General features: G+C 68.2%; 10 protein-coding genes. 2 read left to right on the top strand and 8 right to left on the bottom strand.

Annotated elements, in window-relative coordinates; all coding sequences use genetic code 11:
* Positions 1–280: 280 nt before the first annotated feature.
* The gene (locus HUW36_RS12330; protein WP_174528279.1) at positions 281–1,693 is read left to right on the top strand and encodes an alkaline phosphatase PhoX; all 1,413 of its coding nucleotides are present in this window, start codon (positions 281–283) and stop codon (positions 1,691–1,693) included.
* 104 nt (positions 1,694–1,797) lie between these two features.
* On the opposite strand, the gene HUW36_RS12325 is transcribed toward HUW36_RS12330, so the two are convergent.
* The 8 genes from HUW36_RS12325 to HUW36_RS12290 form a co-directional block, all read right to left on the bottom strand.
* A complete protein-coding gene (locus tag HUW36_RS12325; protein WP_174528278.1) occupies positions 1,798–2,226 on the bottom strand; it encodes a hypothetical protein in 429 nt (142 codons plus the stop codon).
* A 294-nt stretch (positions 2,227–2,520) separates the two neighbouring features.
* Entirely contained in the window at positions 2,521–4,605 is a 2,085-nt protein-coding gene (locus HUW36_RS12320; RefSeq protein ID WP_174528277.1) for an AIPR family protein, read from the bottom strand.
* 58 nt (positions 4,606–4,663) lie between these two features.
* On the bottom strand, positions 4,664–6,169 hold the full coding sequence (locus tag HUW36_RS12315; protein ID WP_174528276.1) for a type I restriction-modification system subunit M: 1,506 nt from the start codon (positions 6,167–6,169) through the stop codon (positions 4,664–4,666).
* A complete protein-coding gene (locus HUW36_RS12310) occupies positions 6,166–7,545 on the bottom strand; it encodes a restriction endonuclease subunit S (protein WP_246248107.1) in 1,380 nt (459 codons plus the stop codon). Before HUW36_RS12310 ends, HUW36_RS12315 begins: the two co-directional genes overlap by 4 nt.
* A 5-nt stretch (positions 7,546–7,550) precedes the next feature.
* Positions 7,551–11,042, bottom strand: a complete 3,492-nt coding sequence (locus tag HUW36_RS12305; RefSeq protein ID WP_174528274.1) for a DEAD/DEAH box helicase family protein — start codon at positions 11,040–11,042, stop codon at positions 7,551–7,553.
* Between the two features lie 114 nt (positions 11,043–11,156).
* Positions 11,157–11,816 (bottom strand): hypothetical protein, encoded by a 660-nt coding sequence (locus HUW36_RS12300; protein ID WP_174528273.1) that lies wholly within the window; start codon positions 11,814–11,816, stop codon positions 11,157–11,159.
* A gap of 82 nt (positions 11,817–11,898) precedes the next feature.
* A complete protein-coding gene (locus HUW36_RS12295) occupies positions 11,899–12,096 on the bottom strand; it encodes a hypothetical protein (RefSeq protein ID WP_141561965.1) in 198 nt (65 codons plus the stop codon).
* A gap of 93 nt (positions 12,097–12,189) precedes the next feature.
* Positions 12,190–12,789: a TetR/AcrR family transcriptional regulator gene (locus HUW36_RS12290; RefSeq protein WP_246248106.1), complete on the bottom strand. Its 600-nt coding sequence runs from the start codon at positions 12,787–12,789 to the stop codon at positions 12,190–12,192.
* A 241-nt stretch (positions 12,790–13,030) separates the two neighbouring features.
* On the opposite strand from HUW36_RS12290, the gene HUW36_RS12285 reads away from it, so the two are divergent.
* Positions 13,031–14,388 (top strand): MFS transporter (locus tag HUW36_RS12285; protein WP_174528272.1); only part of this gene is annotated, 1,358 nt, incomplete at its 3' end.

Below are 14,388 nucleotides of genomic sequence, written 5' to 3'. Positions count from 1 at the left end.
GGCGGCGCCGAGCATCCGCCGGGCCGCCTCCCAGTGGCGCAGCGCCTGCCGGTGCCGGTCGACCGCCTGCCGGTACGCCGCCGCGAGCCTGCCCACCGTCCGCCCTCCGACGCCGTCTGCGATCGAAGGAACCCTAACGGACGCGCGCCGCACCGGCACCTGACGCTCGGCACCCGAGGTTCGTCCACTGTTCACCCGGCGTCGGACGGCCGCGCCGCCCGCCGTTCCCCCGGCGCCGATTGCCTGCGAGGGCAAACCGTGTGCACAGGAAGGCGACGACGTGACCTCCTCTCCCCTCTCCCGGCGGTCCCTCTTGCGCGGCACCGCGGCCGGTGGACTCGGCATCGTGGTGGCCGGCAGCCTGGACGCCATCGCCGGACCGGCGGCGGCGCGGGCCGCCTGCCGTCCCGCGCTCGGCTACGGCGACCTGGTGCCGGACCCGGCCGGCCTGCTGGCCCTGCCCCCGGGCTTCTCCTACACCGTCGTCGCGCAGGCGGGGGTGACGCTGCTGGAGTCGGGGCAGCCGACCCCGAGCGACGCCGACGGCACCGGCTGCTTCCGCAGCCCGCGCGGGTCGGTGCTGGTGAACAACCACGAGATCGGCGGCGACGAGCCGTACCCGGTGCCGGCACTGCCCGGCCTCACCTACGACCCCGGCGCGCGCGGCGGCACCACCACCATCGAGGTGGACCGGCACGGCCGGCGGCTGCGCGAGTACGTCAGCGTGGCCGGCACGCACAACAACTGCGCCGGTGGCATCACGCCCTGGGGCACGTGGCTGACCTGCGAGGAGACCGAACAGCGGGCCGGCGGTCAGTTCCTCAAGGACCACGGGTACGTCTTCGAGGTCGACCCGCACGACCGCTCGGCCAACCAGGACCCGGTGGCGCTGCGGTTCCTCGGCCGCTACTCGCACGAGGCGGTGGCGGTCGACCCGTACACCCACTCGATCTACCTGACCGAGGACGCGAGCGGCCCGAACGGCCTCTACTTCCGGTGGACGCCGCCGCCCGGCTTCCGGGGTGGCAAGGGCGCGCTGCGGGCGCTCGCCCAGCGGCCGGACGGCGCCACCGCCGGCAGTCTGGAGGCGATGCGCTGCCTGCGCGGCGACGGGCACGTGGCCGACCTGTCCGAGGCCACCACGCCGGGCACCCGGTACCGGGTGGAGTGGGTCGAGGTGCCGGACCGGGACGCCCGTACCGTGTCGGTCCGCAAGCAGTTCGCCGACGGTGAGGTGACCCGCAGCCGCAAGCTGGAGGGCGCCTGGTGGGGTGACGGCGGCGCGTACTTCGTGGCCAGCTACGCCCGGCGCAGCGACGGCAGCGTCAACGAGCACGACGGCCAGGTCTGGTTCTACGACCCGCGGCGGCAGACCGTGACGCTGAAGACCATCTTCGGGGTGAACACCGACCCGGAGGCGGACAACGGCAACTACGACGGGCCGGACAACATCACCGTCTCGCCGTACGGCGGGGTGATCCTGGCCGAGGACGGCGAGGGCGTGTCGCACCTGGTCGGCGTCACCGAGCAGGGCAAGGCGTACCCGCTGGCCCGCAACGAGCTGAACGACAGCGAGTTCACCGGCCCGACGTTCAGCGCGGACGGCAAGATCCTCTACGCCAACATCCAGTCCCCCGGCTACGTCTTCGCGATCACCGGCCCGTGGCGCCGCCCCAGCAACGCCCACCGCTGACCCGCATCCCCGCACCCCACCTCTCGCCGATCTTGCACTTGCTGCCCCGACAAAAGGGTGCAGGAGCCGCGTTTCGTCGGCCACAAGTGCAAGATCGGCGGGAGCTAGCGGGTGCCGGCGGGTGGCCGCGTGACGTTCTCGGCGATCGCGCGGAGCGTGGTGGGGTCCACCGCCTGCGGATCGGCCAGTACGTCGACCGCCACTCCGGGCTCGACGAGCCAGAACGCTTCGGTGTCGCCGGCCAGGGCCGGGCCGTCGGGGTGGGCGAAGTCGGCAAGCTCCCAGGTGGCGGTGTCGCGCTCGTGGTAGTCGGCGAGGAAGTCGCGGACCGCGCCCAGGTCGGTGAGTCGGTCGCCCCGCAGCACGTGCACGCGCAGGTCGACCCGGTAGCCGTCCTCGACCTGGCGCTCCCAGACGCGGGTGGCGAAGCGGACGTCCTCCCACTCGGTGGCGAAGTCCGACACCTGCTCCCCGACCTCGGCCGGCAGATATCCGATGTGGAGCCCGCCCAGTTCCCCGCCGCCCCGCGTCATCCCGACTCCCCACGTAGATCTTGGAAGAAGACGGCCCCCGGGAGGGCTCTCGACTTCCAAGATCTCGCAGTGCCCGCACTACCGCGACCCGGGACGCTCAGCGGACGAACACTCCTGCGCCTTCGAGGAGGCCTTCGATCTTCAGGACGTTGATCGCCCGATGCACCACGATGGCCGACACCACGCTGACGGCACAACTCCAGGGCCGACGGCAACTTACCGCCCGGCACGAGCGCTTCGGAACGGACCTCGGCGCGGATGCCGCATGTCCGCGCGGGCGCACTCTCGCCGGCGTTATTCGGGTTCGGTCGCACGGATATCTTCAGCAATACTGGCCAGTGAGCCGAGGTTGGGGATGAACCAACGTGTGGTGCCCTGCACAGCTCGCGGGGGCTCACCAGGAGCAGCTTTCAGCATCTGCATGGTCAGTCCCGTGGGCGAGTACTGCTTGCGGTCCGCTGCCCAGAGCAGCGGGCGTCGTCGGTCGTTGACCCAGGTGGCCTGTCCTCGACTTGGATCCTCGGCGATCCACGGCAAAAGCGCCTTGCGTTCTGGCCCCGTAACCGGTCGGAACTCCACGGGCGAGCCGTCCGGAACCCGCCCCGAGTTCACAATCACGGCGACGGCCGCCGCCCTACGCTCGGTCTCCTTTGGGGCGGGCCGATACTCGGGAGGGAGGTCAGGACGTGCTGCACCGTTCTGGATGGATTCCAGAGCCCGACCGACTAGTTGACGGCACTTCTGTGGATGTTTGAACGTCACCAGGGCTGAACTGTTCGGATATTCCGCGTCGAAGTGGTGGATGAGCCAGTCAAGCGCAGCGTCCGTGAGCGCCGGTACCCGACGGATCACACGTTCCCAGTCCTGATGCTGTTCATCCATCGGCTCACCCCCGATCGTCTGCATGACGAGGTGCACGGTGAGCAGATCGCCATGTTCCGCTACCTGCGCTGCTCTGCCCTCCCTCAGCTTGTTGCCCTCACTGAGGTGAGCCAGCGCAGCCCGGAGGACGAGCACCGACCGCCAGACCCGGTAGGCACTCGGCTGTGTGCCGAAAAGTTGATGGTAGCTGCCGTGTGCGCCGAACTCCCACAGGAGTTCCTGGTTCTGCTTGGCACGCATCGCCAGCTCGGGATTTCGATGCGCACAGGAGAGAGCCGTGGCCGCCTCCACTATCGAACAGCCCGCGTCCGGCGAGGGGTCCACATCACCGCGCTTATAGACGTATGTCTTGTGCAGCGACAGCGCGAAGTCGTCACGCAGTCTCGCCTGCCGCTCGTCGAGCGCGGCATAGTCGCGGGCCTGTACCTGGTTCTGCGTGTTCGTCGCTTGTGTTACCGCTGTCGCGAAGCCCTCGGGGCAGTCCTCCAGGGAGATCAGTCGAACCCAGATTCGGCCGATCCCGGCGACGTCGGGGGCTTGCCGGACGCCGGCATGCACGGCAGCAACGGTCTGGGCACCGTTGACCACGGTCGCGCCGGTCAGCACAAAATCCCCCGGCCCACCGGCGGCGTTGGCGAATTTCGCCGTCCGTCGCACGCTGTCGCAGAGCACGGTGATCCCATTGTTGAAGTACCAGAAGTGATCGGGGCGCTTGGTCAAGGTCTCGGTGATGCCACGGTTGACTGTCGTCAGGCCGAGCGAGGTGCGGATGTTCTTGGCGAAGAGACGGTCTCCGTGCTCGTCATACCAACTCGCCACTTCGCCGGCGTACATCGTGCCGTAGTAGGCCTTGAACGGTTCCGGGACGGAGGCACAGCCGTCCAACCGGGCGGTGAGATCGATCTTAGGCTCACCGATGCCAGCCCGTACCAGGTCGTGGAAGTCCTTCAATCCAAGGATCTTCACGTCCGTCATCGGTTCCGTTTCCTGACGCGCCTGGTCGAGGACGAAACCTACCGCGTCGGCGAGCGCCGGACGGCCGAGCAACGCCACGACAAGCGTGATCTTGATGTCACCCTCACTGAAGGCACGGTCCACGGTGTCGGCCAGCGCTTGGAACCGCTTATTGAAGCGGGCGTATTCCTCCTTCAACAGCAGATCGAAGCCCTGTTTGAACTTGAGCGCACTGGCCTGGTCCAAGGAGGCGTTACCCGTGTCGCTCCATTTCGCTTGAACGAGCCACACATGAGGCACATCCTCACTGACCGCAACCGCGTCGATACCCCAGTCGTCGAATCCGTCGATGACAGCCATCGCGGCCTCGGCCGGTCCGATCCCGGCGAGGTGCTGTACCGCCATCGCCGCCAGCGCGCGCGACAGGAACACCTGCTCGCGGTGCCTTTCGGGAGCCTTGGCATCCACATCACTGAGGTCGATGTGTTCCTCGAACTGGCGCACGAGCGCTTCGCGCACATGCCGCACCTGAAGCGGGTTCATCTGCGTTCGTCCTAACCGCTGGGGGTGGAGGGAGGGATTCGACGGCGTCGTCGGCCGACTACTGGCCCGGGTCAGCGAGGGTGGATGGCTTGGCGTTCAACGCGTCCGCGATGGCAGCGAACTCCACGAGAGCTGCTTGCAGGTCGTCAACGATCTCCTGGGCGATGATCTCGGGTGGCAGCAACGAATCCGCGCCCTCCAGCGAAGCGTCCTTGAGCCAAGTGATGTCGAGGTTGACCTTGTCCCGGGCGATCAGCTCCTCGTAAGAGAAGGTTCGGAACCGCTCGGTCTCGACTCGCTCGGCGCGGTCCTTGCCTGGCAGATAGCAGTCGACGAAGTCCTGGAGGTGATCACGGCGCAACGGGTTCTGCTTGAGCGTGAAGTGCTGGTTGGTACGGAAGTCGTACACCCAGAGCTTCTGGGTCCACGGCTCCTCACGGGCGCGCTTGCGCTCGAAGAAGAGCACGTTGGCCTTCACACCGCCCGCGTAGAAGATGCCGGTGGGCAACCGCAGCATGGTGTGTAGGTCGTATTGCTTGAGCAGCCGACGGCGGATGGTCTCCCCCGCGCCGCTCTCGAAGAGCACATTGTCGGGGAGCACGACGGCGGCCCGACCGTCGATCTCCAGCAGGGAGGCGATGTGCTGGACGAAGTTGAGCTGTTTGTTGGCGGTGGTGGCCCAGAAGTCGCCTCGCTCGATCTCCCGTTCCTCCCGGCTGGACCGGCCGTCCTCGCCGACGACTCGAATCGAGGAACTGCGGCCGAACGGCGGGTTGGCCAGCACCAGGCTCACGCGGCGGGCGGGTTCCTTGCCGAGCGCGTCCCCGACCTTGATGAGGGACGGCCCGTTCGGCGCGCCGATGCCGTGCAGCAGCATGTTCATCGCCGCAAGGCGAGCCGTTCCGTCGACCAGTTCGGTGCCGGTGATCGCGCCGTGGGCGAGTCGCCGCCGCTGGTCGGGGGTGAGCGCGGCGCCGTGGTGCCGCTGAATGTGCTCATAAGCCGCGAGCAAGAACCCGCCGGTGCCGCAGGCGGGGTCGGTGATCGTGTCATCCGGCGTGGGCAGCGTGCAGTCGACCATTGCGGCAGTCAGCGCCCGAGGCGTGAAGTACTGGCCCGCGCCGGACTTCGCATCCTCGGCGCCCTTGGTAAGCAGCTCCTCGTAAGCGTCGCCCTTGACGTCGACGCCGGTCGCCGACCAGGACTCCTTGTCGATCAGATCTACGATCAGCCGCTTCAGCTTCGCCGGGTCCTGGATCTTGTTCTGGGCCTTCCGGAAAATGATGCCGAGGGTGCCATCCTCCTTGCCTAGTCCGGTCAGGATGTGCCGATACTGCACCTCCAGCGCGTCGCCTTCGGCGTCGAGTAGCGTCTGCCAGCTCAACTCGTCCGGCACGATGTGTTCGGGCTTCAGCGTTCGGCGAGCACGCTCGTCGGCCATCTTGAGGAACAACAGATAGGTCAACTGCTCGACGTAGTCGATGGTCGAGACGCCGTCGTCGCGCAGGACGTCGCAGTAGTTCCACAGCTTCTGCACCAGTCGGCGGGAATACACAGTGGTCACAGCGGCAGCGCCTCCTGGTGATAGTTGTCGCCGGTCACCCTGGTCGGCGGTGCCGCCAACTCTTTCCGAGTACGCGTGGTGCGTGCTTTCTGCTTCGGCGCAGCGGTTGCCCGCTCGGCATGAATCCGGGCGAGCAACTCTGACGCTGGCTCGTCGCCTGGGTCCTGCGGCACGAGCCGCCCGGAGAAGGCTGCCGCCAGGAACGACACACGCAAACTGTCGGCCCGCCGCTCCACCTGCCGGACCGCATCGGACAAGCGATCGAGCCCAGACAGCACCTCCTTCGTCCGACTAACGATTGCTCTCTGCTCAGTTAGTGGAGGCACCGGGAACTCAATCGCCTTGAATCGCCCAGCGGACAGATGGGCGATGTTCGTGGTGATCCGAACCTCCCGAGAAAATCGACCAGCGTGCATGTGTCGTCGGAAGACAAGAAGTGCCCACTCTGGATCGATTCCTTCGGCGGCTCGGAAGCGCAGCAGACTATTCGTGAAGGCTACATCAGCCGGCACGCCCCTATACATTGCTGGGCGGCCAAGCAGTTCGGGGCTCTGCCCCTCATTCAAAAGTATATCTCCTTCACGCAGGCGGAACTTCTCGAACACAGACGGAGGAAAATTCATCTCCATGACGTCTGTCGAATCAATGCGGTCCTCGAAAACGTTTGCGACTCGGAGATAGGGACGCATGTTCGGCCCATTATGCCAGTCGGGATGGCGCTGACGACCGAGGTCGACCGAACCCACTTCTGCAACAGTGGACAGCCTCCAGCCCGCACCTGAACGAAGAGGAACAGAATCGATCAGCAATCTCTTCTTGAGCCGTTGAAGCCGAAGGCCGGCGGCCGACACCGACGACGTGGCCGCGTTGGAGCGCGAAAGATGATCTTCTAGGGCGGCGACGACGCGGCGCTGCTCGGCGAGCGGCGGCAGCTGGATCGGCAACTGCCGAAGTTGTTCCTGCGGTAGATGCTTAATCGTGCTTCCCGTCGCCCACAAATCCAAAACCTTGCGGCGGCTGAGATTTTCGAGCAGATAACGCAGGTATAGCGGCTCTATGCCTCCAAGCGGACGAATTCTGTGTAGAGCTTTCTGAAACGCCATGTAATCATCAGCACCGCGCCAAACCGCGCAGCGACCGACTTCGCCGCCTTCACAAACAAGAAGATCGCCGTCACGAAGCCGAAAACGCTCTTCCTGATCTGGCGGGATGTCCATGAAAAGAATGTCTGATTGGTCGATGCGCCCCCACTGAACATTAATGTTACGAAGGTAAGGGCGAGGATTTTTTCCTGAGCCCTTACCTCTGTCCAGCATCTTCCCGAGAGATGTTTCGGCGATCTCACCAAGTGTCGTCTCGATCCAGCCGATCGGCATTTCCGTCACGCGGACAACTCCTGGTTCAGCTCGGCCAGCAGGCGCTCGGCCCGAGAACCGAAAGCGCCCGCATAACCGTCGATCCCACCCCGCTCCGTGAACGGCGCGCCCTCCAGGTCATCGGGGCTGATCTCCACGCTGACCGCTATCACGTCCTTGATCCTCTCCAGCCACCACGCCTGATCGGCAGTGAACGTAGCGCCCGACTGCTCCTGTCGGAGCAGCCACCCACGGAAGCGCTCCTCGACGAGACTGCGGTACGGGCGCAGCTCCTGATCCAGCCCCAACTCATACCGGACGAGGCTGACAAGGTCGGTGACGCCCCGGTTGCCGGGTGCCTCGGCGGTGCGCCCGAGCAGCACGTACGACTTCCACAGCAACTCCGGCGTCCACGCCTGCGGCGGCCGGGCGATCCGCGCCGCAAGCTCCTTGAGCTGCTCGTAGCCGACCCGGCCCCGGCCGTCGTAGAAGACCTGCAACGCGGTGATCTCGTCGCGGTGCTCCTCCAGGTAGTCGTGCCAGCTCTTGACCGTGACCTGGGCGCGCTCCTCGGCAGGGACGCCCTGCGCCGAGATCAGCCGGTCGGCGTTCACCTCGTCGATGGTGATGTCGTGGGCCCGGCGGATCTCCAGGATGCGTTCCCGCAGCGGCGGGTTCGCGGCGAGCGGGCGCAGCGCACCGGCCAGCAGGTCCCGCACCGCGGCCGGGCCGGCCTCGGTCGCCGGGTTGAGCTGTTCCGGGGCCACCGCGTCGGTCAGTCCGCGCACGATGTCCTTCAGCGGTTGGCCGGCGAGGTCGGCCAGTTCGGCGCGTTCGTCGTCGGTGAGCTGCTGGTTGAGTCGGGCCAGCCGGGAGGCGAGCGTGGCCACCTCGTCGGCGTCGGCGGTCAGCGTGCCGGCCTTGCGCAGCAGGTCGCGCAGCGAGATCTGGCGTTCGGTGTGCCGCTGCAACGGGACCGCCTCGTCCAGGTCGGCCTCGGTGACGCCGACCGCGTCGACGATGACGAACCGGTCCTTGACCTCCGCGTCGGGCGTGACGGCCTGGAAGTCGGCGGCGTCGATGGTGCGGGCGCCCCGTCCCTTCATCTGCTCGAAGTAGGTGGAGCTGCGCACCGGCCGCAGGAAGAAGACGCACTCCAGCGGCCGGACGTCCGTGCCGGTGGCGATCATGTCGACGGTCACCGCGATCCGCAGCTCGGGACTGTTGCGGAAGGCCTGGATCAGCGTGTCCGGGTTGTCGCCGTCCCGGCGCGAGGCGTACGTGATCTTCTTGACGAAGTCGTTCCCCCGGTTGAAGACGTACCGGACCATCTGCACGATCTCCTCGGCGTGGTTGTCGTCCCGCGCGAAGATCAGCGTCTTCGGCACGGTCGACCGTCCCGGGAAGATCTCCTCGAAGAGCTTCTCGCGGAACGTCTCCAGCACCAGCTTGAGCTGGCCCTTCGAGATCACCGACCGGCCGACCTGGCTGCCGGCGTACGTGAAGTCGTCCTCCAGCTCCTGGTAGCGCTCGGCCCGGGTGCGACGGTCCCGCAGCGGCACGACGGTGCCGGCCTCGATGTCCGCGCCGCTCTCGGTGATCTCCGTCTTGATCCGGTAGACGTCGAAGTCGACGTTCACACCGTCGGCGACGGCCTGCTCGTAGGTGTATTCGGAGACCAGGTTCTGCTGGAAGAAACCGAGCGTCTGCTTGACCGGCGTGGCGGTGAGCCCGACCACGAACGCGTCGAAGTATTCGATGACCGCCCGCCACTTGCCGTAGATCGAGCGGTGGCACTCGTCCACCACGATCAGGTCGAACGTCTCCGGGGGGAGCTGTGCGTTGTAGCCCACCTCGGCCGGCTCGTCCAGGTCGTAGCTGTCGTAGGCACGGTCGTCCAGGTCGACGTCGGGCAGCTCGACCCCGCGCAACGCGCCGTAGAGGCGCTGGATGGTGGAAATGACCACGGCGGACGAGTCGAGCATGCCGGTGCCGGAGAGCCGGTCGACGTTGTAGAGGTCGGTGAACTTCCGCCCGTCGTCGGGCGTCTGGTAGCCGGCGTACTCCCGCAGCGTCTGCTTGCCGAGGTTGTTGCGGTCGACCAGGAACAGGATCCGGGCGGCGCGTGCGTGCTTGAGCAGGCGGTAGCTGGCGGTCACCGCGGTGAACGTCTTGCCCGCGCCGGTCGCCATCTGGATCAGCGACCGCGGCCGGTCCTCGGCCAGAGACTGTTCCAGCCCGGCGACGGCGTCGACCTGCGCGGGTCGCAGACCGAGCCGGTCCAGCGCCGGCATCCGGCGCAACCGGGCCCGCAGCGTCGGCGCGGACGGATCGTCGTCGGCCTCCCGCATCCACCGCGCGAGGGTGGCCGGTTGGTGAAAGGCGAAGACCTCCCGGGTACGCGGGAACGGGTCGAGCCGGTTGACGAAGGCGGTCTCCGTGCCGGTGGCGACGTACCCGAACGGCAGCGGCTCGTCCCGCCGCCAGGCGCTGAGTTTCTGCGCCGGGGTGAGCCCGCTCAGGTAGCGGTCCAGCTGCGCCTCCACGCCGCGCGGGGCGGTGCCCTCCCGCTTCGCCTCGATCACGCCGACCAGTCGCTGGTCGACGTAGAGCAGGTAGTCGGCGCGGCCGGTGGCGAGCGTGACCTCACGGACGGCGACCCCCGTGGCGGCGAACAGGTTGATCTGGTTCTCGTCCTGCACCACCCACCCGGCGGCGCTCAGCTGCCGGTCGATCTCTCCCCGCGTCTGCACCTCGTTGAGCGGTTCGTGGGAGGCGCGGCGGGCACGAGCGATGAACTCCTCCCGCCGGGCGGCGGAGACCCGTGCCGGCTTCCGCTGCTCGGCGGCCCGCTGCGCCTCGTGCGCCGCCGGCTCCAGGCTCGCCACCAGGGCGGCAGCCTCACCCTGGCGAGCACTCGCCGCTCGGACCGCCTGTTCCGCCGCCGCGTGCGCGTCGGCCTGGGCCTGCACCAGCGACGGCTTGCCGTCGAGCAGCAGCTTGGTCTGCGCCAGTTCGTTCTTGTAGCGCTCGAGTTCGGCCTGGAGCGCGTCGGCGACGCTCTGGGGCACCTGCTGAGGGGGCGGTGTGGGCGGCACGAAGCCGATCGGTGCGCGGTCGCCGGTCAGCGCGCGGTGGAACCAGACGCCCAGCTCGAAACACGTCCGCAGCAGCTCCAGCGCCGCGCGCACCTCGCCCAGGTGATCGTGTACGGCGCGGTTGCCCTGATCCCGCAGCCGGTCGAACGCACGGTAGATCTCCGGAACGAGGGTGCCGTTGGCCTGGAGCGCCTGCACCCGGTGGAAGAACTTCTCCGACTGCGGCCGGGCGTCGGTGCGGCGCACCAGATCCTTGGCCAGTTCGTCACCGAAAGCGCGGATCTTGAACATCGCGGCCTGGGCGTCGACGTAGACGAGCAGCTCGGCGCCCGCGCCGTACCAGACCAGGAGCGGATGATCCTTGAGGAAGCCGAAGTTGGCGGACTGCTCTGCCAGACGTCGTACCTGTCGCTGATCCACAGCTCTCCACGCACGTAGCCGACGGATGAACACGTCAGGATAGGGAGGATCACTCTGGAGCGCAGCCCTCACCACAGGCTGTGTCGCCTTTCCGACCGTCGACGTTGAACGCGATCAGCGACGGTTGGCCGGTCCGCTACCGCTCGGGCTGTTGCCCGGAGGACGCGAGCGAGGTGTGATCAGCCGCGAAATCTGCGCTCGCAGGCCGTGGTCGTCCGGCGGCACGACCCGGTAGCCCAATCGCTCCAACTCGGCCATCGCGGTGCCGGTGTTGCGCCGGACGACCGCCGCGATCTGCCGGCGTCGGTAGTCCCGACGGGTCGACTCGATCAACTGCTGCCAACCGTTCTTGGCCTCGACGAGCCCTTCGATGATGAGGCACTCGAGGACGTCCTCGAGCGCCGGGCGGAATCGACGCCCGCCGACCGGAAGGTGGATCTTGCTCAGCCCGCCGACGCCCTTACGCCCCAGCTCGGAGAGGAAGGTTTCGAAGGTGGGATGGCTGGCGCAGACCTGCAGGTGCGCTTCGGTGTACTGCTCCTTGTCGCGCTGGAAGTCGTAGTGCAGCAGCGGCTCAGGCGTGTCACCGAACTTCAGCGCGCAGTAGGACGCCTCGATGGTGAGGAACCTGCCTTCGTCCTGATCGAGCGTGAGAAGGCACTGCACATCGAGCCAGATGCTCGTGCGAGCCGCCGAGCGCATGCGTACCGGCTTCGACCGGAGCCCGACGAGGTCAGTTCCGACGACGGCCTGCCCGGTTGCCACTCGCGCCACGACCCGAGCGTTGTCACAGACCGTCTTGTTCAGCAGACCCTGCAACGTTTCGGCGAACGTCCGAGCCTGCGGCCCGAGCGCACTACGGCCGCGTGTTGCCAATGGACATCCAGAGCTTCTGGGCTTCGACCGAGCAGAAGTCACGCCGCTCCGCCATGTCGGCGAGCTGTCCGTACGTGAGGTGCAACTGGTCGAGTTCCTGCTCGACCGCGACGCGCCACTCGTCGTCACTCATCTCGATCACGAGTGAGCCTGGCATCTGGTAGGGGGCACTGGTCACCGCAACCTCCGCCTCACTCGATGTCCGTAAACGCGATGTTAGGCGGAAGACAAGATCCTTATCTACCCGGCGCGTCCTTCCGGCTACTTTTCGTCACGATCGGGCGGGTGTCGCCGGCGGGCGCAGGCCGTCCAGGGCGATCGCCAGGACCCGGTCGCGCTGCGCCGGGTCCGGGAACTGGTACGCGGCGAGCCCGCTGATCAGCCGCACCACGTCGTCGAAGTCGGCGTCCGGCCGGGCGGCCCCGGCGGCCTGGGCGCGGCGCAGCAGCGGCTCGCCGGCGGCGTAGATCTCGGTGCGGCAGCTGCGGAACACCTCGGAGTCGTGCACCAACTCCTCGGCCAGGGCCCGCTTGGTGGCCACGTAGGCGACGAACCGGTGCAGCCAGCCGACGAGCGCGTCCCACGGCGCGAGGTCGGCCAGGTCGGCGGCGGAGGCGCTGAGCGCCCGCACCTCTTCGACGTAGACCGCCTCGAACAGGTCCCGCCGGCCGGGGAAGTTGCGGTAGAGCGTGCCGATGCCGACGCCCGCCCGGCGGGCGATCTCCTCCAGCGACGCGCCCGCGCCGCACTCGCCGAACACCTCGCGGGCGGCGGCGATCAGCGCGTCGTAGTTGCGCCGGGCGTCGGCCCGCTTCGGGCGGCGCGCGAAGACCTCGGGTCGCTGGTCGGCGCTGGCCATGACGCGCGTCACCTCTCCCTCCCGCTTGCAACCGGAGGCACCCCTCCGCTACTTTGGTGGAGGCACCCCTCCGGATAGCGTACTCCGGACTTCCCGGCCGCGTCCGGCCGGCGTGGGTGACCGCACCCGACCCCGGACCCAGGAGGTCCCACCATGCGCACTGTTCGCTGACCACCCGCGACGACCCGGCCGCCACCGCCGCCCCACCCGCGCGAGCGGCCACCCATCTCGTACCGAACGGGAGTTCTCCCACATGATCGACACACCCCGACGCGGCTCGCGCCGGATGACGTTCCTGGTCCTCGCGGCCGGCACCGGCTTCTTCGCGATGCTCCAGTCGCTGATCACCCCCGTGCTGCCCACCATCCAGCACGACCTGCACACCACGCCGAACACGGTGACCTGGGTGCTGACCGCCTACCTGCTCTCCGCGTCGATCTTCACGCCGATCCTCGGCCGGGTCGGCGACATGATCGGCAAGGAGCGGACGCTCGTGTTCTCGCTCGCCGCGCTGGCGCTGGGCTGCCTGCTGGCGGCCGTCGCGCCGAGCATCGGCGTGCTGATCGCCGCCCGGGTGGTCCAGGGCATCGGCGGCGCCGTCTTCCCGCTGTCGTTCGGCATCATCCGCGACGAGTTCCCGGCCGCCCGGGTGGGTTCGGCGGTCGCCTCGATCTCGGCGGTGGTCGCCGTCGGCGGCGGGCTGGGCGTGGTCCTGGCCGGCCCGATCGTGGCCACCCTCGGCTACCGCTGGCTGTTCTGGATCCCGCTGGTGGTGGTCGGCCTGACCGCGCTGGCCGCGTACCGGTTCGTGCCGCCGTCGCCGGTGCGTACGCCGGGCCGGATCAACTGGCTCAGCGCGCTGCTGCTGTCCGGCTGGCTGGTGGCGCTGCTGCTGCCGGTCAGCAAGGGCGCCGTGTGGGGCTGGGGCTCCGGCCGGGTGGTCGGGCTGCTGACGCTGGCCGTGGTGCTGGCGGCGGCCTGGCTGGTCGCCGAGTCCCGCGCCGGCAACCCGCTGATCGACCTGCGGATGATGCGCCTGCCGGCGGTCTGGACGACAAACCTGGTCGCGCTGCTCTACGGCGCCTCGATGTTCTCCGTCTACGCGTTCCTGCCGCAGTTCGCGCAGATCCCGACCAGCGCCGGCTACGGCTTCGGCGCCAGCATCACCCAGGCCGGGCTGCTGATGCTGCCGATGCTCGTCGGCATGTTCGTCGCCGGTCTGCTGGCCGGCCGGCTGGAGTCCCGGTTCAGCGCCAAGGCGCAGCTGAGCACCGGCGCGGCGTTCAACGTCGCGGCGGCGGCGATGCTCACCGTGGCACACGACACCCGGTGGGAGGTCGGCGTGGCCGGCGGCCTGGTGGGCCTCGGCATCGGGCTGGCGTTCGCCTCGATGGCCAACCTGATCGTGGCCAGCGTCCCGGCCGGGCAGACCGGCGCGGCGACCGGCATGAACGCCAACATCCGCACCATCGGCGGCGCGGTCGGCGCGGCGCTGGCCAGCGCCGTGATCACCGCCCACCCGCAGGCGAGCGGGCTGCCCCGGGAGGCCGGTTTCACCGCGGGCTTCCTGCTGCTGACCGGCATCTCGCTGGCCGCCGCGCTGGCCGCCCT

This window comes from Micromonospora maritima (assembly GCF_902825405.1).
In the GTDB taxonomy this organism is placed as follows: Bacteria; Actinomycetota; Actinomycetes; order Mycobacteriales; family Micromonosporaceae; genus Micromonospora; species Micromonospora maritima.
Note: the sequence above shows the minus strand (reverse complement) of the source record. Positions and strands in the feature narration are given on the sequence as shown.